The sequence below is a fragment of the Bradyrhizobium sp. AZCC 1588 genome (genome assembly GCF_036924735.1).
Taxonomy (GTDB): Bacteria; Pseudomonadota; Alphaproteobacteria; order Rhizobiales; family Xanthobacteraceae; genus Bradyrhizobium.
Window position 1 is genome coordinate 5,319,414 of sequence record NZ_JAZHSC010000001.1, and the last position, 20,969, is coordinate 5,340,382.

Annotated in this window: 18 protein-coding genes; 6 read left to right on the forward strand and 12 right to left on the reverse strand. The window is 63.9% G+C overall.

What is annotated here, in order from left to right; all coding sequences use genetic code 11:
• Positions 1-143: 143 nt before the first annotated feature.
• A complete protein-coding gene (locus V1277_RS24715; RefSeq protein ID WP_334418534.1) occupies positions 144-1,256 on the reverse strand; it encodes a DUF2336 domain-containing protein in 1,113 nt (370 codons plus the stop codon).
• 62 nt (positions 1,257-1,318) lie between these two features.
• Complete coding sequence (locus V1277_RS24720) at positions 1,319-2,467, reverse strand: GGDEF domain-containing protein (protein ID WP_442894515.1); 1,149 nt, start codon at positions 2,465-2,467, stop codon at positions 1,319-1,321.
• 417 nt (positions 2,468-2,884) lie between these two features.
• Between V1277_RS24720 and V1277_RS24725 the strand changes: the two genes are divergently transcribed.
• The 5 genes from V1277_RS24725 (at position 2,885) to V1277_RS24745 (ending at position 8,470) form a co-directional block, all read left to right on the forward strand.
• Positions 2,885-3,454 carry a sigma-70 family RNA polymerase sigma factor gene (locus V1277_RS24725; protein ID WP_065744219.1) on the forward strand — a complete coding sequence of 190 codons (570 nt, stop codon included), beginning with the start codon at positions 2,885-2,887 and terminating at the stop codon, positions 3,452-3,454.
• Complete coding sequence (locus V1277_RS24730) at positions 3,451-4,161, forward strand: hypothetical protein (RefSeq protein WP_334376468.1); 711 nt, start codon at positions 3,451-3,453, stop codon at positions 4,159-4,161. The genes V1277_RS24725 and V1277_RS24730 overlap by 4 nt, the downstream gene beginning before the upstream one ends.
• A gap of 35 nt (positions 4,162-4,196) precedes the next feature.
• Positions 4,197-5,930: a S8 family serine peptidase gene (locus tag V1277_RS24735; protein ID WP_334418535.1), complete on the forward strand. Its 1,734-nt coding sequence runs from the start codon at positions 4,197-4,199 to the stop codon at positions 5,928-5,930.
• Between the two features lie 557 nt (positions 5,931-6,487).
• Positions 6,488-7,516, forward strand: a complete 1,029-nt coding sequence (locus V1277_RS24740; protein WP_334418049.1) for an IS110 family transposase — start codon at positions 6,488-6,490, stop codon at positions 7,514-7,516.
• 414 nt (positions 7,517-7,930) lie between these two features.
• Positions 7,931-8,470, forward strand: a complete 540-nt coding sequence (locus V1277_RS24745; protein WP_334418536.1) for a TIGR03809 family protein — start codon at positions 7,931-7,933, stop codon at positions 8,468-8,470.
• An 18-nt stretch (positions 8,471-8,488) separates the two neighbouring features.
• On the opposite strand, the gene V1277_RS24750 is transcribed toward V1277_RS24745, so the two are convergent.
• The 6 genes from V1277_RS24750 to V1277_RS24775 all read right to left on the reverse strand — a co-directional run bounded on the left by V1277_RS24750 (position 8,489) and on the right by V1277_RS24775 (position 14,818).
• Complete coding sequence (locus V1277_RS24750) at positions 8,489-9,859, reverse strand: TIGR03808 family TAT-translocated repetitive protein (RefSeq protein WP_334418537.1); 1,371 nt, start codon at positions 9,857-9,859, stop codon at positions 8,489-8,491.
• A gap of 233 nt (positions 9,860-10,092) precedes the next feature.
• Entirely contained in the window at positions 10,093-10,737 is a 645-nt protein-coding gene (locus V1277_RS24755; RefSeq protein ID WP_334418538.1) for a pyroglutamyl-peptidase I, read from the reverse strand.
• On the reverse strand, positions 10,734-11,726 hold the full coding sequence (meaB, locus tag V1277_RS24760) for a methylmalonyl Co-A mutase-associated GTPase MeaB (protein ID WP_334418539.1): 993 nt from the start codon (positions 11,724-11,726) through the stop codon (positions 10,734-10,736). Before meaB ends, V1277_RS24755 begins: the two co-directional genes overlap by 4 nt.
• Positions 11,727-11,779: 53 nt before the next feature.
• On the reverse strand, positions 11,780-13,291 hold the full coding sequence (locus tag V1277_RS24765) for a tripartite tricarboxylate transporter permease (RefSeq protein WP_334418540.1): 1,512 nt from the start codon (positions 13,289-13,291) through the stop codon (positions 11,780-11,782).
• 3 nt (positions 13,292-13,294) lie between these two features.
• A complete protein-coding gene (locus V1277_RS24770; RefSeq protein ID WP_334418541.1) occupies positions 13,295-13,780 on the reverse strand; it encodes a tripartite tricarboxylate transporter TctB family protein in 486 nt (161 codons plus the stop codon).
• Positions 13,781-13,822: 42 nt separating this feature from the next.
• The gene (locus V1277_RS24775; protein WP_334418542.1) at positions 13,823-14,818 is read right to left on the reverse strand and encodes a tripartite tricarboxylate transporter substrate binding protein; all 996 of its coding nucleotides are present in this window, start codon (positions 14,816-14,818) and stop codon (positions 13,823-13,825) included.
• Positions 14,819-15,039: 221 nt separating this feature from the next.
• Between V1277_RS24775 and V1277_RS24780 the strand changes: the two genes are divergently transcribed.
• Positions 15,040-15,510 (forward strand): SRPBCC family protein, encoded by a 471-nt coding sequence (locus tag V1277_RS24780; RefSeq protein WP_334418543.1) that lies wholly within the window; start codon positions 15,040-15,042, stop codon positions 15,508-15,510.
• A gap of 7 nt (positions 15,511-15,517) precedes the next feature.
• On the opposite strand, the gene V1277_RS24785 is transcribed toward V1277_RS24780, so the two are convergent.
• The 4 genes from V1277_RS24785 to V1277_RS24800 form a co-directional block, all read right to left on the reverse strand.
• Positions 15,518-16,237, reverse strand: a complete 720-nt coding sequence (locus V1277_RS24785; protein WP_334418544.1) for a DUF3298 and DUF4163 domain-containing protein — start codon at positions 16,235-16,237, stop codon at positions 15,518-15,520.
• A 108-nt stretch (positions 16,238-16,345) separates the two neighbouring features.
• Entirely contained in the window at positions 16,346-18,502 is a 2,157-nt protein-coding gene (gene scpA, locus V1277_RS24790) for a methylmalonyl-CoA mutase (RefSeq protein ID WP_334418545.1), read from the reverse strand.
• 42 nt (positions 18,503-18,544) lie between these two features.
• Positions 18,545-19,012: a GFA family protein gene (locus V1277_RS24795; protein ID WP_334418546.1), complete on the reverse strand. Its 468-nt coding sequence runs from the start codon at positions 19,010-19,012 to the stop codon at positions 18,545-18,547.
• Positions 19,009-20,877 (reverse strand): methylmalonyl-CoA mutase family protein, encoded by a 1,869-nt coding sequence (locus V1277_RS24800; RefSeq protein WP_442894516.1) that lies wholly within the window; start codon positions 20,875-20,877, stop codon positions 19,009-19,011. The genes V1277_RS24795 and V1277_RS24800 overlap by 4 nt, the downstream gene beginning before the upstream one ends.
• Between the last annotated feature and the right edge of the window lie 92 nt (positions 20,878-20,969).

Below are 20,969 nucleotides of genomic sequence, written 5' to 3' on the forward strand. Positions count from 1 at the left end.
TGGGGTGACGGTCTCTCCACATCCAACAGTGCCCGAGTGGAGAGATCACCCCACCCCGTCTCACGTGTCGCTGCGCTCAACGTGAGCCGACCCACGAGCGAGCTTCGCTCGTCTCGGACCCCTCCAGGGGAGGGTAAGAAAGCTCATGCCGCCGGCACGTTCTGCTGCATGCGGTGGAAGCGCAGCACCTGCTGCGCCGTCGAGGGCCGCAACCGTTCATAGGTGTCCTTGCAGGCGCCAAGATCCGTCGGCTCCCCGCCGGACAGTTCGTCGCGCATCCTGATGATGGTCCTGACCGTCGACCATGACAGCCCTGCGACCTTCGCCAAAATCATCACGCCTTCGGCCCGGCTTTCGATCATCATGTTCTCGGCGATTGCGACCGGCACGTTGGCGAGCGCCGCAATCGAGGCGTTGGCCTCGTCGAATTTCCCGGCATCGGCAAATGACGCCAGTTCGGATTCGTCGAGCCGGCCGTGCTCGTACAGCGACTTGACCAGCGCGTGCGCAATCTCAGTGTCCTTGGTGATGTCAGAGGTCGCCGAGCGCGCGCGCCGCGTTGCCTCCTTGACCACGTTCGGGACCTCGGACGCCTGCTGGGGATTGGCGGCCTCCAGCCGCCGTCGCACCGTGTCGGAGGCCTTGGCGAGCAGTTTCAGGTAGAGATGCCGCGGCACGGACGGACGCATGCCGATGCAGGCGGTGAGATCGTCGTCGCCTTCGGCGCGGCTGACGAGGCGGGTAAAGCCGCGCTCGGTGAATTGCGCGCCGGGATTGTTGACGGTCGACTGGATCACCTGATCGTTGCCGCGCTGGACCAGCACCTCGGTGACCGCGCCGCTCAGCGTCTTGCGGGTCGAGATCGCCATCAAATGCGCCTGGCTCTTGCTGCGCGCATTCTCGATCAAGGTCTTGTCGTCGAGCCGCATCGATTGCGACAGCACAGGACCCGCAACCTCGATGACGTCGTCGAATGCAAGCGCGCGGATGGTGAGCGGCGGGGCAGTGTCGATCGGGGCGAGACGGTTGGCCAGCAGCATCTTGGCCGAGGTTTCGATGTGGTCGATCAGGCACTGGAAGACGTCGTCGAATAGCCCGACCTGCTCGTCCGAATAATCCACCGCGCCGTTGATGAAGAGATCGGTCACTCGGCGCAGCGTCTCTACCCGGCGAGCGACCGTTCCGTGCGCAAGCGTGGACTGCAGTTCGTCGAGCAAGTTTCCGGGAGAAGGAGAGGTGGCGGTCTTCGAAATCATGACTCTGTCCTGGAGCAAAAAGCGGCGGAGCTTCTTCGCCGCCGGAGCTGAAATATGTCGGATCAGGCGCTGGTAATCCGGTTACGTCCCTGCGCCTTGGCTGCATAAAGCGCGCTATCGGCGCGCGCGAGAAATGTGTCTGATGTTTCGTTCGGGTTCAGCGTTGCAACGCCTGCCGACATCGTCACCTTCATGCCCTGCGAGAATGCGCTCCAGTCGAGATCGGCAATAATGGCGCGCAACCGGTCGAGCGCCTGCATGGCTTGGTCGACGTCCATGTCGGGCAGCACCAGCAGGAATTCCTCGCCGCCATATCGGCCGAACCGGTCGATGCTGCGGATGTTGGCAAACATGGTGATCGAGAATGTCCGCAGCACCTCGTCGCCGGTCGGGTGACCGTAGGCGTCGTTGATGCGCTTGAACCAGTCGAGGTCGATCAGCGCGATCGAGCAGGGCGATCCGCTGCGGCTTGCGCGGGCAATCTCCTCCTCCAGCATCCGCATGATGCTGCGGCGGTTGGACGACCCGGTCAGTTCGTCGAGTTCGGCAAGCTCCTCGATCCGCTTGTACGCCGCCTTCAGTTCGAAGCTGCGGTCGTAGAGCATCTTGCGCATGGTAGAGCCATACAGCCCCACGAAGGCGCATTGTCCGATGGTGAGGACAAAGGAAAGCATGGCCGCGACGCGTTCGGTCTGGGTGGTAATCGGCAGGCCGATCGGGGTGCTGGCAAACAGGAAGATCGGCGCCAGGCCTACGATGGTGAGGGTCCAGGTGATGATCGCCTGCCAGGACGTCATTCGCAGCGCGCCAAATCCAAAGATCAGGAATACGACGCTCAGGAAGGCAAATCCGATCTGTGGCGCGGCCAGCAGAAAACAGAGCTGGAGCGCGACGTGGCCGGCGACCTGGAAGATCGTGAGATAATGGTCCTCGAACCGGTCGTTGAAGTGAGCTTCCGACAACACGACAAAGACCGACACCAACCCGATGCCGGAAAGGAAATAGGTCGATGGAATGATGATCGGGACGGTGCCGGCGTAGCAATAGACCAGCAGGACCGAGGTGATGAGCAAATAGCTGACGCCTTGCACGGCCAGCATCTGGCGGCGTTGGCCGGCCCGGCGCTTCAATAGTTCCAGCGGCAGGCGGGCGACGCGCGCGGTCGCATTGTGAGAGCCTTGCCCCTGAAGCAATGATGCCGCGCCGCTCATGTCCCGCCGCTGTTGGTGATGCCGGACGAAACTTTAGGGAACAAAGCCTTTAGGTTTGGTATCTTTTGCAGCCGAATCGGCTCCGTTAAAACCCGGCCATTGCACTGATTTCGCAACGGAAATCTGCCGAATTCCGATAGTGCGAAGCCTGCCTGTGCGGGAACCCTGGGGCGTCACGCAAATGCTGCCCTGCCGGCGAAGCCTTGCTAAGGTTGTGGGCGCGTTTTCACGAAAGTGTTTCCGTATTATGCTACCAATTCTGGGATTTAGCTCCTTTCTGGCGGCAAAATGGCCTGGCAATGGCCATCTGTGGGGTAAATCACACATGCGATTCGGACATTGCCGTAATGTGAAGAATCTCACTCTTCACATCGAACCGCCGGCCACCCCCGTCAGACCAACCTTGCGAGACGGCCATTGAGCGCGACACAGGCGGCTTCAGACGAAATTCTGATCGCTCGGATCGCTCAAGGCGACCGGCTCGCCATGCAGGTGCTTTACGGAAGGCACCATGTCAGGGTGTTCCGTTTCGGGCTTCGGCTCGTAAGGGACGAACAGGTCGCGGAAGATCTCATCAGCGAGGTTTTTCTCGATGTGTGGCGTCAGGCTGGCAAGTTCGAAGGCCGATCCGCCGTTACCACCTGGCTGTTGGCGATTACGCGGTTCAAGGCTCTTTCGGCACTCAGGCGCCGCAAGGACGTTGGGCTGGACGAGGAAGCCGCGAACGCGATCGAGGATACGTCCGACGATCCGGAAGTGGTGGTGCAGAAGAAGGATACGGGTGAAGCGCTGCGCAAGTGCCTGACGGCGCTTTCGGCAGAGCATCGGGAGATCGTCGATCTCGTCTACTACCACGAGAAGTCCGTGGAAGAGGTGGCCGAAATCGTCGGTATTCCAGAGAACACCGTCAAGACGCGCCTGTTTTATGCGCGCAAGAAATTGGCCGAGTTGCTCAAGGCAGCAGGCATAGAGCGAGGTTGGCCATGATGGCAGCGAGCAAGAAAATGCTGGATCACGAGCCCAGCGAAGTTGAGATGCTGTTGCCCTTCCACGCGGCCGGCACCCTGAGCGCGCGCGATGCACGCCGCGTCGAGGAAGCGCTTGCCGGGGATCCCGAGCTTGCCCGGCAATATGCCGTCATCCGCGAAGAATACGCCGGGACGATCAGCCTCAACGAGAGCCTAGGTGCACCGTCCACGCGCGCCATGCAGAAGCTGTTTGCCGCAATCGACGCGGAGCCTGTGCGCGAGCCCTCACGCTCGGTGAGCCTGTCCACGCGCGTATCGGAATTTTTCGCAAGCCTGTCGCCGCGTACGCTCGCCTGGTCGGCGAGCCTTGGCGCCGTGGCGCTCGTGCTGCAGGCCGGCGTGATCGGCGCCGTACTGATGAAGAGCCAGACCGCGTTGTTCGAGACGGCGTCGCTAAGCCTGAACGAGCGGCCATCGGCGCCGATTACGCGCGATCTCGCAGGCAGCCTCGCGCCGCCGCGCGCGCTGGTGCGGTTCGCGCCTGAAGCGCGCATCGCCGACATCACGGCGCTGCTCGACAACTACCAGGCCTCGATCGACGGCGCCAAGGGCGGCATGTTCCGGCTGCAGTTCGGCAACAAGGCGATGAGCAAGGACGAGGTTGCTGGCCTGCTGAGCAGGCTGCAGCGCGAGAAAATCGTCAGCCTGGCGGTGGCAACTCCGTAAGGCCGCCTGGCGCTGTCAGGGCAAGCTGAGGTCCCATGGTTCATGATGGCGTGAGTTGGTGGACAAGGACCCAGCGTGCGGCATGGGTGGTGTCGGCCGCGCTGTTGCCACTGATCGCTATCGGACCCTCGGCGGCGCATGCGCAAAGCATCATGCGCACCCCCAATCTCAACGTCGGCGCGCGAGTACCCACCATCAATCCGACGGTGACGCCGCGGATCAGTCCGACCGTCGCGGCGCGACCGGCCGTGCGCGCCGATGCCGTCGCACGGACGCCGCCGTCCCGGATCGGCACCATGAGTTCGACCCTGCGAGTCCGTCCGGGGGCCGGCGTGCAGTCGACGCTTCCCCATGCGCGGTTTTCGCCCAACCTCTATCCGGCTTGCGCATATGCGCTCCGCGGTCCCGACGGCGAGTGCTTCGATCGTCCGGTGATGTCGGTCGGCGGCGGCAGCGGCGCCTCGGCCAAGAAGGGTAAGGGCGGATCGGGCAACAACAACGCACAGGCAGCGGTCAATCTGCGCGCGGTCAAGAACGAACTCGTCGCCGAAATCGACGGCGCGTTATCCACCGCCGAAGCCGACGAACTGGCGCGGCGTCACGGCCTGGAGCGCATCGCGTCGCAGAACTTCCCGCTGCTCGGCGGCACCATCGGTCTGTTCCGCATCGTCGATAACCGGCCGGTGGACACCGTGCGCCGCGAACTCGCGGCCGACGCCAGCGTGCGTTCGGTGCAGCTCAATTTGCGATACTTCCTGCAGGATCAGAAGAAGGCTTCGACTGCGGGCGATGCCGCGCAATACGCTGTCACCCAGCTTCGGCTGCCTCAGGCGCACGCGCTCGTCCGCGGCATGAACGTCACCATTGCGGTGATCGATTCAGGTGTCGACGCCAAGCATCCTGAACTCGCCAATTCGGTCGCCGATAGTTTCGACGCACTTGGCAGCAAGGAAGGTCCGCATGTCCACGGCACCGGCATTGCCGGCGCGATCGTGGCGCATGCCAAGCTGATGGGTAGCGCACCGGAGGCGAGGTTGATCGCGATCCGCGCGTTCGGCGCGGGATCGAAGGGTGCGGAGAGCACATCCTATGTCATCCTCCGGGGATTGGACTACGCGGCCGAGCACGGCGCGCAGATCATCAACATGAGCTTTGCCGGTCCGAAGGATCCGCTGATCGAGCGAGGCATCGCCGCGACGGCGGCCCGTGGCATCCTGATGGTGGCTGCGGCCGGCAATGCCGGCGCGAAATCGCCGCCGCTCTATCCGGCCGCCAATCCCAATGTCATTGCGGTGAGTGGCACCGACGCGCAGGAAAGACTGTTTGCGGCATCGAACCGGGGCAACCACATCGCGGTTGCCGCACCGGGCGCGGATATCTTCCTGCCGGCGCCCGATGAAAAATACCAGATCACGTCGGGCACCTCGTTCTCCGCCGCCTATATCAGCGGCGTCGCGGCGCTGATGCTGGAGCGTAATCCTTCGTTAAAGCCGGGCGATGTTCGCGCAATCCTGACCAAGACCGCCCGCGATCTCGGCACTCCCGGCCGTGACGATCAGTTTGGGGCAGGCGGAGCGGACGCCTTTGCCGCCGTTACCGCCACGGCCGCCGCACCGGCGGTTCCGCTTGCTTCGGTTTCCGGTAGGCCTGCGGGGGAGAAAGCGCCGGCGCATGACCCGGCTGCGGATAACACTTCCGTGAGCCGCGCACTGAACGAGCCCTTGCCCTCAATGGCAGCGGACAAATCGGCGGCAAACGCCGCAAAATAGCCTGCCGCGCAGCGATTTTCCGACGATCGTCCCCGAGCACAAGGTTAAAAAACCGTCCGGCGTTTTGAACGTCAGGCGAGGGTCCTGCGACTTATCTATGTGGGAGCGGTAATCCCTCCCCATAGGCTGTATTCGGCGCGAGCGCCCATCCACCCCAAGCGCCCATATAGCTTGACCCGTCCGGTTGTCCCCCCGGACGGGTCTTTCATTTTCAGCGCAGGTTTTTGGACGAAGCTGCGTTGCGTGCGGCACCGCGACGGCTTGCAACTGCAAGTTTTCCGACTCGTCTGCGCGATGCGCAATTTTCCCGTGCATCTTCTCAAATGAAATGATCGAGGCTCGCCGCGCGGTGCGGCCATGCTGCCGTGCGGCTTGACCGCGAATAGATGGGGTAACGGGCCCCTGGTCCCACCTTCCAAGCGAGCCGCGCTTGCTACGGCGCTTTTGGTAGGCGCGCTTCGCGCGGCTCGCTTGGAAGGTGGGCGGTCGTCCCTCACATGGATGGTGTGACGGAGTCGAAGGATGAGCCTCGCTCCAAACATCGAGGAGAGACGACCATGGACCATTATGCCGGAATCGACGTTTCATTGGAATGCTCGAGCGTGTGCGTGGTTGAGGCAACCGGCAAAATTTTGCGCGAGGCCAAGGTGGCCAGCGAGCCGGAGGCGTTAATCGCCTGGTTCCGTTCGCTCGGCTTCGGCCTTGAGCGGATCGGGCTGGAGGCCGGACCGCTGTCGCAATGGCTGTTTGCGAGGATGAAGGCGGCCGGACTTGCCGTGGAGCTGCTGGAGACACGGCACGTACGCAAGGCGTTCGAGGCCATGCCGGTGAAGTCCGATCGCAACGATGCGCGCGGGATTGCGCAGTTGATGCGGCTGGGCTGGTTCCGGCCGGTGCATTGCAAATCGATGAGCGCGCAAGAGACGCGGGCAATATTGACGGCCCGCAAGCTGGTGCAATCGAAGCTTCGCGATGTCGAGAACAGCCTGCGCGGGATCCTGCGCGGTTTTGGCCTTAAGGTTGGCAATACGACGGAGCGGGAGTTTGCAGGACGGATCAATAAACTCGTTACAGCCCACCCGCATCTTCAAAAAATCGCCGATGCACTGTTGTCGGTGCGCGAGGCACTGCGGAAGGAGTTCACGGCTTTCGAGAAGCAGACCCGCAAGATGGTACGATCCGACATGCAGGCACGGCTGCTGACGTCGGTCCCGGCGGTTGGCCCGATCATCGCACTCACCTATGCCAGCGCCATCGACGATCCGGGACGGTTCACGTCGTCGAAGCGGGTGGGAGCGCACTTCGGGCTGACCCCGAAGAGGCATCAATCCGGCGAGACCGACTACACCGGCCGGATCAGCAAGATCGGCGACGGCTCGGTGCGCACGGCGCTCTATGAGGCCGCCCACCTCATGTTGACCAAGCCGATCAAAGGCTGTTCGCTCTTGAAGAGCTGGGCGATGCGGATCGCCAGGCGCGCCGGCATGAGCAAGGCCAAGGTGGCACTGGCGCGCAGGCTCGCGGTGATCATGCATCGCATGCTCGCCGACGGAACCCCCTTCAACGCCGCCGCTGCGGCAATCTGACAGGAGAACGCAAAACAGTTTTCGGGCAGGTCACGACACCAGGCCTTCTCGAAGCGAAGTCCCATCGCCGGGACGATGGATCAGGTCAGACCGCTAATCCGCCAGTGGCATCACGACCACGCGTCCGTAGATTGGTCGGCCTATCCTCTTCCAACCCCATCAGGTGGCGGCCTTGCGCCGACCCCGTACAGAAGCGAGACCCCGGCGAACGGACAACGCAAAAAGGGATTGACTGATCGAGGCCCGTTACAGAAGAGCGGATTAACCGTATTTGTGCGGGTTTCTTCGATTGCTGCGTACTCCCGTAGCTTCACGCACTGGACAACGAAAAAGTTTTCCACAGAATATCCCAGTCACATCCCACTGATTCGTCTCGGTTGCGTCTGCGTCCGTCCCTCTCTTACGGGCTGATTTATGGCACATCCTGCAGACGTGGCACGTGGCCGCAACATCGTTGCGCGCTGGTGCAGCCTTGCCGAGCAACGGTTGGAATACCTCACTGAACTGTTCGAGACCGGGCGCTGGCGCCGCTTTCACACCGAACGCGAATTCCTCGAAAACATCCAGGAAGCCAAGGCCGCCGTCGCAACCTGGCGTGACCTGTTGAGCCGCGAAGCTTCGCTCGACAACACGCAGATCGACATGGCCTGGCTTGGCCGCCGTCGAACGACGCCGCTACTGCTGACGCCGCTGCCGCGCGACGAGGGCTATCGCCCGCCGGTCGTGCACCTTCAGCCGCAACCGGCTCCGATGGCCGTGACGCCACCGCCGACCGCGCCCGCGCCGCCGCCCGATATTCCTGCTGATGTTCTGGTCGCGCTGGAAAGCCAACTCATCGTGGCGGACGAGGCGCCGTCCGTGCCGGATGTGCTGGTGCTGGAGGAAATGCCATTCCCGGCGATCGATTTCGACGCGATGAAGGAACGCTATCCGGCGTTGCGCAACGCGCTGTAGGCGGGCGAGAAGGGCGAACTACCGTCGCACGGCGTTGCCGCCGACAACCACCTGCGCGTAACGCTGCGCGCCTTCGGCCGACAGATCGGTCGTAATCGTGCGGGCATGATCGAGCCCGACCACGGCGCCGCGCGGGGTCTCCGAAATCATGTTGTTGTTGACCAGGGCCGTGCCGGCGCCCGGCAGCACCGATACGCCGATGCCGACGAAGGCGTTTCGGATCACGTTGCCTGATATCGCGACGTCGCGGAGATATTTGCCCCATCCGGCGATGATGCCGAACGACGGCGCGTTCTCGATCACGTTGCCGGTCACGGACGAATCCGCCTCGACGTAGATGCCGATCCCTGCGTCGTCGTCGGGCGCGGTGCCGATCGGCCGCTTCGGCAGGAGATTGCGGATGATGTTGCCCTGGACGACGGCGATGCGTCCGCCCTCGTTGAAATTGCAGACGGAGACGCCGACGGCGGCGCCATCCACGGTGTTGTTGGCGATCACGGCGCCTTCGAATGCAAATTCCGAATAGAGCGCAACCTCGCGGACATTGCTGACGCTGTTGTCCGTGATGTGAATATTGGACGCCGAATTGCCGCGTACGGCTGAATAATCGCAATTCTTGATGCGGTTGCCGCGCACGATCACATTGCCGGCGCGGAAGGCGTTGATGGCGTTGCCATACTGCCCGGAGCCGCCGGGGCCGGCCTTGATGTCCTCGATCCGATTGTCGAGAACCAGCGTGCCGTCGTCGCCGATCGCGGTGCGCAGGATTTCGATGCCATTGTCATTGGTATTGGTGATGGTGTTGCGCGCCACGATCAGGCCGAGTGCGTCGAAGGATACGACCGCGGTCGTCGCGATTTTCGTGAAGATGTTACCGGAAATATCGCCCGAGACCTGCTCGAGCCAGATACCGTTGCCACCGCTGCCTGATATTTCGCAGTCGGCGATGCGGACGTCGCGACCGCCGAGGCAATGCACCAGCCCGCGGCGCGTCGGCAGCGGAATGCGGCCGCCGTCGAAGGTGATGCCCGTCAGACCGACGCTGTTGGCGCCTTCGCTCTGCAGCATCGAGGCGCCGCCGATAAACACCAGCTTGGTCGCGCCGCGGACACCGACCAGTTGCGTGCCGTTCGAAAGCCGCAGCATGCCAGTGCGATAGACCCCCGGCGGCAGCGCCAGCGGCACCTGCGCGCGCGCCGCCTCGTCGATCGCGCGCTGCAGTTTCACGGTCTGATCGTCGGGGCTGCCGGGGCGAACGCCATATTGCGTGACGTCGCGGCCGAGCGTGGAGGTGAGGGCCGCCGCGCGCGCAGCGTCAGGCGACATCGCCAGCGCACCGGCTGCACCGGCGGCGGATGCTCCAATGAGATGGCGGCGGTTCATGTCCATGGCTGATGACCCTAGCGCGATGCAGGTCGTGGCATTCGCGTTTCATAGGTACCGCGAAAATGCAGTGCAGCATGATGAAGACCGGGAAGAAGAGCAGCGATTGTTAGGGGTAGGGTTAATGTTGGGTACGGCGCTGACCCGTAGGGTGGGCAAAGGCGCGTTTGCGCCGTGCCCACCATTTCCATTTGCGGACCGCAATGGTGGGCACGCTGCGCTTTGCCCACCCTACGAGATTACGCAGCCTGTCGCGCCAGCCGTACCGTTTCAATGAGCATCGCTTCGCCGGCATCGACCAGCTCCTCCAGCGTGATCCGCGGAAAGCCTTTTCGTTTGACCGTGCCGCTGCGCGCGAGCGGCGGGATATGGATGAAGGCGGCGAGGCGGGGGCCGTTGCCGGCATCCACGGCTTCAATCGCGCGCCAGCTCAGATAGTTGCAGAGATAGCTTCCGGCATCGCGCGAGGCGCGGGCATCGAGGCCGGTGGTCCTGGCCGCACGCAATAATTTGGCCGTGTGCGGGCCGAACCTTTGCGCATCGGCGCCGTCGGCGATCGACCCCTTGCGCGCGCGGGTTTGCGCGGCGTCGGGCCAGAGCATGGTGACGGCATTACGGGCGCGGGTTTCGATCCGCAGATGCGACGTGCGAGATGCGAGGCCGAACATCAACAGCGCATGCGGCCGGTGCTGTTGCAGCGCCAGCGGCAACTCGTGGTCGACCGCCTTATAGGTGACAGGGAAGATGTGGCTGGACAGTTCAACTCCGGCAAAGGCCGGACGTCGCAAGCGCGTCAGCCGCGCCACCAGCGGCTGCGTCGGATTGTAAGGCGCGCCGGGGAACGGACCGAATCCGGTGATGAGAATGCGAAGCTTGTCGCTCACCGGAGCCACTCCGCGATCTGCTCGGCGGCGACCGCCGGCGTGATGCGGCCGTCGGCGACCTCGGCCTCGGTCTTCTTTACCTTGGCGCGGATCGTGGCATCGGAGCGCAGCCGCGCCATCATCCGCTGCTCCAGCATCGACCACATCCATTTCACCTGCTGCTCGCGCCGCCGGCCGGCGAACTCGCCCGAGGCGTTCATGGCGGTGCGGTGATCCAAAATCTTCTGCCACAGCGTGTCCATGCCCATACCGGTCAGCGCCGAATAGGTCACGACCGGCGGATGCCAATGCTCCGAGCGGGGGCTGAGAATATGCAGCGCGCTGCGATACTCGGCCGCCGCCAGATTGGCGCGCTTGACGTTATCGCCGTCGGCCTTGTTGATCGCGATCATGTCGGCGAGTTCGACCAGACCTTTCTTGATGCCTTGCAGCTCATCGCCGGCGCCGGGCAGCATCAGGGCGAGAAAGAAATCGGTCATGTCGCAGACTGCGGTTTCGGACTGGCCGATGCCGACGGTCTCGACCAGCACCACGTCGAAGCCGGCCGCCTCGCAGAGCAGCATCGCCTCGCGGGTTTTGGCGGCGACGCCGCCGAGCGTGCCTGACGAGGGCGAGGGGCGGACGAAGGCGGCTTCCGAATTCGCCAGCCGTGCCATCCGCGTCTTGTCGCCGAGGATCGAGCCGCCGGTGCGGGCCGAGGAGGGGTCTACCGCCAGCACCGCGACCTTGTGGCCGCGCTCGATCAGGAACATGCCGAGTGCGTCGATGGTGGTGGATTTGCCAACCCCGGGCGATCCCGTGATGCCGACACGGACCGCCTTGCCGGTGTCTGATAAGAGCGCCTGCACCAGATCGCGTGCCGCGGCCTGGTGATCGGAACGCCTGCTTTCGATCAGGGTAATCGCGCGTGCCAGCGCCGCGCGGTGGCCTGAGCGGAGGTCTTTGGCGAGTTTCCCAACATCGGGGGAAGGATTCTTCGGCAGGGTCATGGCTTGGTTTACAACGCCCGCGCCATGCAGGCGAGGGGGCCCTGCGCAGTCCTTCAGCGCGCCGACGCGGCGGGGACGGGCGCGCGTTTGAGCTTCCGCCATACCCAGACCAGCACCGGCCAGATCAGCGCGCCGATCGCCATGGCGGCGAGGATAGCGGCGATCGGCCGCTCGAAGAACGGCAACACGCTGCCGTCAGACTTGATCAGCGAGGTGACAAAACTCTGCTCGATCATGGTGCCCATGACGATGCCGAGCACCATCGCGGCGACCGGGTAGCCGTTTTCTTCCATGACATAGCCGATGACCCCGAAGGTCGCCACGATAACCACGCCGAATATGTTGTTGCCGATGGCAAACGAGCCGACCGCGCAGCACAGCATGATGACCGGCATCACCGTGGAGCGCGGTGCGCGCAGCACGTGGCTCGCCAGGCGGATCATGACGATGCCGAGCGGGATCATGATGATGTTGGCGATGATGAACATCAGGTAGATCGCATACATGCTCGACGCTTTTTCGGTGAACAGCGTCGGGCCGGGGTTTAGGCCCTTCATGTAGAGCACGCCGATCGCGATCGCCGCGATGGTGTCGCCGGGAATGCCGAACAGCAGCGAGGGCACCCAGCCCGAGGCGATGCTGGCGTTGTTGCTGGCGCCGGCTTCGACCAGGCCCTCGACGTGGCCGGTTCCGAACTTCTCGGGTTCTTTCGAAAAGCGCTTGGACATGGCGTAGCTGACCCAGGCGGCCATGTCGGCGCCGGCGCCCGGTAGCACGCCGATGATGATGCCGATGATGTTTCCGCGCGTCATCTGCCAGTTGTATTTTTTGGTGAGCTTCCACTGGCCTGCCAAGATGCTCCCGAATCTGCGCCGCGGGATCGGCGGCGGTTCCGGCGTCAGCATCGCGCGCATCACCTGCGCCACGGCAAAGACGCCGACCAGCGCCGGGATCGGTTCGATGCCGCCGAACAAATTGGTCATCCCGAAGGTGAAGCGCGGCACGCCGCCGGGGTTTTCGATGCCGATGCAGGCGACAAGCAGACCGATGAACATGCTGGCGATCGCCTTCACCGGGGAAGACCGCGCGACCAGCGTGGCGCACATCAGGCCGAGGAAAGCGAGCCAGAAATATTCGAAGGTCGAGAACGACAGCGCGATTTCAGCCAGCGGCGGCGCCAGGATCATCAGCGACAGCGTGCCGGCGATGCCGCCGACGGCGGAGAACCACACGCCGGCGCCGAGCGCGAGTTCGGCCTCGCCCTTGCGCGTCATCGCATAGGCTTCGTCTGCGTAAGCCGCCGAGGCGGGGGTGCCGGGAATGCGCAGCAGCGCGCCGGGGATGTCACCGGCGAAGATCGCCATCGTGGATGCGGCGACGATGGTAGCGATCGCGGCGATCGGTGACAGATAGAAGGTGACGGGGACCAGTAGCGCGGTCGCCATCGTAGCCGAGAGGCCGGGCAGCGATCCAATGACGAGGCCATAGACCGATGCCGCGAACATCGCGACGATGACTTCCCAAGTGGTGATGAGCGCGAAGGCTTGCGTCAGGGTATTGAGCATCGATCACCAGGGCATCGGCAAAACGCCGGGCGGCAGCGGCACGCGCAGCAATTTTGAGAAAATCAGGTGGATGCCGATCGGCGCCAGCAGCGCGAGCGGCAGTGCGACCTTCCAGCGGGCGCCGAGCGCGGTCGAGGTCACGTAGACGATCATCGCCGCCGTGAGGATGAAGCCGAGCCGGTCGGCGATCGCCACGTAGAACAGCAACAGTGCCGGCGGGAGCAAAGCGCGCAGGCCATAGAGCTTTCCGCTCGGGGGCGTCGGTTGGCCGCCCTCGACCGGAATAAGGTGTTCTTCTTCTTCGAAGCTGCGGCCGATCCCGAATGCAATCGCGAGCCCGCAAAGGGCCAGGCCCGTTCCGATCACCAGCGGAAAGACATTGGGCCCGACCGGCTGGCCGGGCACCGGCGGCAACTGCCAGCCGCCATAGGCGGCAGCCGCGCCGAGGCCAACGAGAAACAATCCCGTGACGCGATCGGGTAGACGCATGAACTGGCTCCGCGGATATCGGGCGATGTCAGCCGATCAAGATCAGGCCTTGGAGAGGCCGGCGGCCTTCATCGCCACGCCCATCTGGGCGTCGCCCTTATCCATGAACGCGGCGAACTGCGCCGCATCGCCCCACACCGTTCCAAAGCCGCGATTGCTCATGAAATCCTTGAACTCCTTGGAGTCGTAGACCTTCTTCAGCGACGCGGTGAGTTTCGTGGCCACGTCGGCGGGCAGGCCCTTGGGGCCGGCAATGCCGCGCCACGCGCCGGTCGAATAGTCGATGCCCATCGCTTCCTTCAGCGTCGGCACGTCCGGGAATGCGGGATTGCGGGCCGTAGCCATGACGGCGAGGCTGCGCGCCTTGCCGGCCTCGATGATCGCGCGGGCTTCCGGCACCGAGCAGGTGGTGAGGTCGAGACCTCCGGCAGCCAGATCCTGCATCGCGGGCGCGGCGCCGTTCGACGGCACCCAGGCCACGTGATTGGGGGCAAGTCCCATCGCCTGCATCCAGCCGACCAGCGCGAGATGCCAAATGCCGCCCTGGCCAGTGCCGGAGGCCTTGAACTTGCCGGCGGGGGCGGCCTTGATCGCATCCGCCAGTTCCTTCACGGTCTTGTAGGGCGAGGTGGAACTGACCTGGATGCCGGGCGGATCCTCGTTCATCAGCGCCAGCGGCGTATAGCTCTTTGGCGCCAGTTCGGTGAGCCCCTGCCAGTGCATCATCGAGATTTCCACCGTCAGCATGCCGATGGTGTAGCCGTCGGGCTGTGCGGTCGCGATCGCGGAATGGCCGACCACGCCGGAGCCGCCGGTGCGGTTGACCACGTTGAACGGCTGGCCGAGATCCTTTTCCAACAGCGCCGCGACAATGCGCGCGGTCGCATCAGTACCGCCGCCGGCACCCCAGGGCACGATCACGGTCACCGGCCGGGCCGGATAGGCCTGCGCCAAAGCCGGCTTGAAACCGAAGCCTGCGACGGCCGCGGCAACAGCGGATGAAGCCGCAAAGGTGCGGCGCGTGATCTTTTTGGACATTGATGGTCCTCCCTGCGGCGTCCGTGATGCCGGGCGCTCTTGTGATGAGACATTCTAGGCGGCTTTACGTTGGGGTCGCAAGGCATTGGCGGATGATGGGGATCGCCGCCGGGAGGCATCTCGCCACAGCCGGAAATCGGGTGGCGGCGATCGGGCCACCCGGAATAGGTATCCATGTGCGGCCCAGTCATCGCGCCGCGATCAATTGCGAAGAGAGAGCCATGACGACAGCCTATTACAGCACCGTGCTGGACCATCCCATGGAAACCGTGTGGGCCCTGATCCGCGATTTCAACAATTATCCGGCCTATATCGAAGGGGTCAGTGAGAGCGTGATCGAGGATGACAAGGGCGGCGACGAAATCGGCGCGGTCAGGCGCTTCTGCTATCTCGGCAACTGGATCAGGCAACGGCTGGCGGGCCACTCCGATGAAGCGCATTCGCTGACCTATGCGGGCATCGAGCCGCTGCCGTTTCCCGCCGGGCTTACTCCGGACGCACCCACGCCGGTGCGCTATGAGGGAACGATGCACCTGCTTCCGGTCGTCGAGGGCAACCGGACCTTCATCGAATGGTTCGTGAAGCTCGACACCGCGCCGCAGGATGCCGATCGCTGGCAAGCGTTGTTCGAGTCATGGATTCCGGATTGGACGCATTCGCTCGAACGGTCGCTCGAGCGCCTTGCTGCTTGATCCGCCGTCAGTGCGGCCGGTCTTCGTCCTCCTTCGGTCGCGCGCCGCCGAAAATTCTGGCGCCCTCCGGCGTCAGATATGGCTTCAACGTCTCCCACGGCACGAAGGCGACATACTCGCCTTCGGCATAGGAGCCGACCGCGTAAGGTGGGTAGTAGAAGTTCAGGCCGGAGCTCTTGCCTTCCTCAGTCGATGGCGCCAGCGCGATCGGGCCGATCTTGAGAAGCTTCGATTCGATACCCTCGATGGCGCTGGCGTCCGTGTCTTCCGCGCCGCGTTTCTTTTTCTCGGCCGTGAGGGAGGCAATGACGCCTTGCCGCATCGCTTTCAGCGTGGGGCCGTTGTCGGCCGTTTCGGTGAAGAACGGACGGATGCTGATGCGCTTGCCCGCTGACTTATCCCACAGGATCGTGTCCGACGAGCTGTTGGGATGCGCGCCGCCTGTATATTCGTAATCGGCCCTGACGATGCTGACATAGCGGCCATCGGCCACCGACCGCGTCTCGTATTTCCGTTCATATGACCACGCGTTGCGGAACAGGTCCGGGTCCTGCTTGCGTTCCTTGTCGGCATCGGCGCGGTTCTTCTGCGCCCACGCGCTTCCCTCCGCCAGGCAGTTCGCCGCCAGCGCTGGATCGGCCTTGATCTTGGCGTCGAGGAAGACGCTGGCCTCGAGCCATTTGGTCTTGATGGCGAAGTCCGGCTTGGGCTCGGCGGCAGACGCCATGCCCAGCGCCACAGTACATGCGAGGGCGCCGGCCAAACCGATTGTCCGGGTGAGGAATGCAATGCCGCGCAAGAGCGATCCTTTGGAAAAGCTTGAAACAGCGGAGGACTATTCCGCCGCCTCGCTATGGCCGAGCCGGGCGTTGAGCTTGTGGATCAGCTCCTCGGCGGCGTCCGAGATTACGGTGCCGGGCGGGAAGATCGCTTCGGCGCCGGCCGCATAGAGCGCGTCATAATCCTGCGGCGGGACGACGCCGCCGATGATGATCATGATGTCCTCGCGGCCATGCTTCTTCAGTGCGGCCTTGAGCTCCGGCACGGCGGTGAGATGCGCGGCTGCCAGCGAGGAGACGCCGAGAATGTGCACGTCGTTCTCCACGGCCTGCCGCGCCGCTTCGTCGGCGGTGGCGAATAGCGGCCCGATATCGACGTCGAAGCCGACATCGGCAAAGGCGGATGCGATCACTTTCTGGCCGCGGTCGTGGCCGTCCTGTCCGATCTTGGCGACGAGGATGCGGGGCCGGCGGCCCTCGGCAGTCTCGAACGCATCGATCAGCGCCTGCACTTTTTCGACCCGGTTGGACATGGCGGACGCCTCCCGCTTGTAGACGCCGGTGATGGATTTGATCTCGGCGCGGTGCCGCCCGAACACCTTTTCCATCGCGTCCGAAATTTCGCCGACGGTGGCTTTCGCCCGCGCCGCGTCGATCGCCAGCGCCAGCAAATTGCCGTTGCCTTCGCCGGCGCTGCGCGTCAGCGCGGCCAGTGCAGAATCGACTTCCTTCTGGTCGCGCTCGGAGCGCAGCCGCTTCAACTTGTCGATCTGCAGCCGCCGCACGGTGGAGTTTTCCACCTTGAGCACGTCGATCGGCGCTTCGTTGACCGGCTTGTACTTATTGACGCCGATCACGGCCTGCTTGCCGGCATCGATCCGCGCCTGCGTCTTGGCGGAAGCTTCTTCGATCCGCAGTTTGGGCACACCGGCCTCGATCGCCTTCGCCATGCCGCCAAGCGCCTCGACTTCCTGGATATGGCCCCAGGCCTTGGACGCAAGATCGCGCGTCAGCCGCTCGACGTAATAGGAGCCGCCCCAGGGATCGATGATGCGGTTGGTGCCGCTTTCCTGCTGCAGGAACAATTGCGTGTTGCGGGCGATGCGGGCCGAAAAATCCGTCGGCAGCGCGAGCGCCTCGTCGAGCGCATTGGTGTGCAGCGACTGGGTATGGCCTTGCGTCGCCGCCATCGCCTCGATGGTGGTGCGCATCACGTTGTTGAAGACGTCCTGCGCGGTCAGCGACCAGCCGGAGGTCTGGCAATGCGTGCGCAGCGACAGCGAGCGCGGGTCTTTCGGGTTGAACTGCTTCAACAGTTTTGCCCAGAGCAGCCGCGCGGCGCGCATCTTGGCGACTTCCATGAAGAAGTTCATGCCGATCGCCCAGAAGAACGACAGCCGCGGCGCGAAGCGGTCGACGTCGAGGCCCGCCGCAAGCCCGGCGCGTAGGTATTCGACGCCATCGGCCAGCGTATAGGCGAGCTCGAGATCCTGCGTAGCTCCAGCTTCCTGCATGTGATAGCCGGAGATCGAGATCGAATTGTACTTCGGCATCCGCTGCGAGGTGTAGGCAAAGATGTCGGAGATGATCCGCATCGAGGGCGCCGGCGGATAGATGTAGGTGTTGCGCACCATGAACTCTTTCAGAATGTCGTTCTGAATGGTGCCTGACAATTTCTCGGGCGGAACGCCCTGTTCCTCGGCGGCTGCGACGAACAGCGCGAGGATCGGCAGCACCGCGCCGTTCATGGTCATCGACACGCTCATCTGGTCGAGCGGAATGCCCGCAAACAGCGTGCGCATGTCGTAGATGGAATCGATCGCAACGCCGGCCATGCCGACGTCGCCGGAGACGCGCGGATGATCGGAATCGTAGCCGCGGTGGGTAGCGAGGTCGAACGCGACCGAAAGGCCCTTTTGCCCGGCCGCGAGATTACGGCGGTAGAATGCGTTGGAATCCTCTGCCGTGGAGAAGCCGGCATATTGCCTGATGGTCCAGGGCTGGTTGACATACATGGTCGGGTAGGGGCCGCGCAGATAGGGCGCGCTGCCCGGCCAGGTCTCCAGGAAATCGATGCCTTCGAGATCGGCCTCGCTATAGCCGGGCTTCACCGGAATGCCCTCCGGCGTCAGCCACGGCTCGGCATTGCCGGCGGGCTGCGCGGGCGCGGTGGGTTCAAAGGCGATATTCGCAAAGTTCGGTATGCGGCTCATGTTACCCATTATACCATATCTGGCTGGCCGAGATCGCCACCCCTAATCATGGTCCGGATGCTGGTGGCTCGTGATGGTCGCCATCTTCTCCGGGCCGTAATTCTGCTGCGTGGTCTGGCTCGGCAGGTTGGCGATGCCGACCACCCAGCCGAGCCGGGATTCGGTGCCATATTGCCGGGTCGGCACGACCAGGTCTGGGCGGTCGAACGCGCCGGTCATGATCTCGATCCGGGGGCCGCCAATCAGCCGGTAGGTTAGGGGCGTGCCGCAGGCCGCGCAGAAATCTCGCTCGGCGATGGAGGACGACTGGAACGTCGCCGGCTTGCCGCGGGTCCAGGTGAAATGCTCGTGCTCGATATCGGCGAGGGAGGCGAAGGGCGCACCCGATGCCTTCTGGCACATCCGGCAATGGCAGATGCTGACCTTGGGCGGCACTTTCGACACCGCAAAGCGGATGGCGCCACACTGGCAGCCGCCGGTCAGGACCGTCTTGTGGTTGGTTTCCGTCATACTCGCTCCATCCGCTGCCAGGCTTCCCGCAGCATCGCCAGCGCGTTGCCGCCGGCAAAGATGAAATCGCCGACGCCGGCGGAACGCAGCGCGGCCTCCTGTGTGCCGGGCCGCCCTGCCAGATAGATATGCTTGGCGCCAGCGGCTTGAAGGGCCTTGGCGGAGTGTTCAGCGTGTTCCGCGTACACCTTGTCGGAGGAACACAGACAAGCCATTGCCGCGCCGGACGCCGCGAAGGCATTGGCAAGCGCCGCCGGGTCGGCAAACCCCTGAGTGTCCAGCGCCTCGATTCCGCCAGTCTCGAAGAAGCTCTTGGCAAAGGTCGCACGCGCCGTGAAAGCGGCTGGTGTGCCGAGGTTGGCGAGAAAGATTTTCGGCCGCGCGCCCGACGCCTTGAGCTTTTCGTCCGATTTGTCCCGCAGTGCCTCGAACGGCGCGGCCAGCCGCATCGGATGCAGCGGATCGAATTTGAACTTTGCCTCGCCATAGGGCGGCAGCGCGATTGGCGCAGCTTCCAGCACGGCGATTTCGTCCTCATGCAGGTTCGGGAATTCGCTGGCGCCGGTCAGCACGTCGCGTCGCTTGGCGATTTTGGCCTCGCGCGCCTCGCGGGTTACGGCGACCTTGCGCTGGATGACATTTTGTTCGAGCGCGGAGAACAGGCCACCGGCCTTCTCAATTTCCTGGAACAGCGACCATGCAGCTTCGCAGAGTTGCCACGTCAGCGCTTCGATGCCGCCGGAGCCGGCTGCCGGATCGCTCACCTTGGCGAGATTGGATTCTTCCAAAAGCACCAGTTGCGTGTTGCGCGCCACGCGCCGTGCGAACGGATCAGGCAGCCCCAGCGCCAGCGTGTGCGGCAATACGGTGATGGCGTTGGCGCCGCCGAGGCCGGCGGAGAAGGTCGCCATCGTCGCGCGCAGCATGTTCACATAAGGGTCGCGCTGCGTCAGCATGCGCCAAGCGGTATCGGCGGCGATGAACAGCGGTTTTGACGTCAGCCCGCAGGCCTGCTCGATCCGCGCCCACAACAGCCGCAGCGCGCGGAATTTTGCCAACGTCAGGAACTGGTCCGCGTCTGCGGCAAGCCGCGCGTAGATCATCCCTTGCGCATCTTCGAGCGCGATTCCCGCTTGCTCGATCGCGCGCAGATAGGCGACGCCGGAGGCGAGCACGAATGCAAGCTCCTGTGCTTCCGATCCGCCGGCATCGTGGATCACCCGTCCATCGGCGGCCGCGAACGGTCCCTTGAAGCCCATGGCGGTGAGGCCCTGTATCGCACTCGTAACCGCGGGCACGATTTCGTTCCAGCTATAGGGACTGGCGCCCGAAACCGCACAGGATCCGAGCGGGTCGAGACCGAAACGGATATCGCAGGCCGTGGCATTAAGCCCTTTGCGTTTGATGTATTCGGCGACGTGAATGGCCGCCATGCGCGACTGCGGACCGATCTGCAGCTCGATACTGATGCCTGCGTCGAGATAAATGCCGTCGAGAACCGCTTCGACGGCTTCGGCCGAAGGATCCAGTCCAAACCCGTGGGCGCCATTGGCGCCGGCAAACACCAGCGTCAGCCCGGTGGCGCCGTTCTCCAGATCATGCAGTGCCTGCGCGTTGGCCGCTTTTGCGTCGGGATGATCGATCCGCTGCATAACCTGCCAGGGCGCGGCGGCCGCACGGCCGGCGGCCGGCGTGGCGCCTTTCGCGCGGCGATAGATCGGATCGATTTTCAACCCGTCGGACGTCTTGCTGACCAATTTCTCGAACGGCGCGCCTTTCAGCACCCCGTCGACCAGCTTGCGCCAATCCTCGTAGGTCGCTTGCGGAAACTCCGCGGCCAATGTCAGCTCATCATTATCAGTCATCCGGCCCATTAATCCCTGGTCGTCTCTTGATTTGGCCGGAAATTGCCACGGGGCGGCCGCCAAGCCAAACGGTGTTTTGGGTCGTTTCGGGG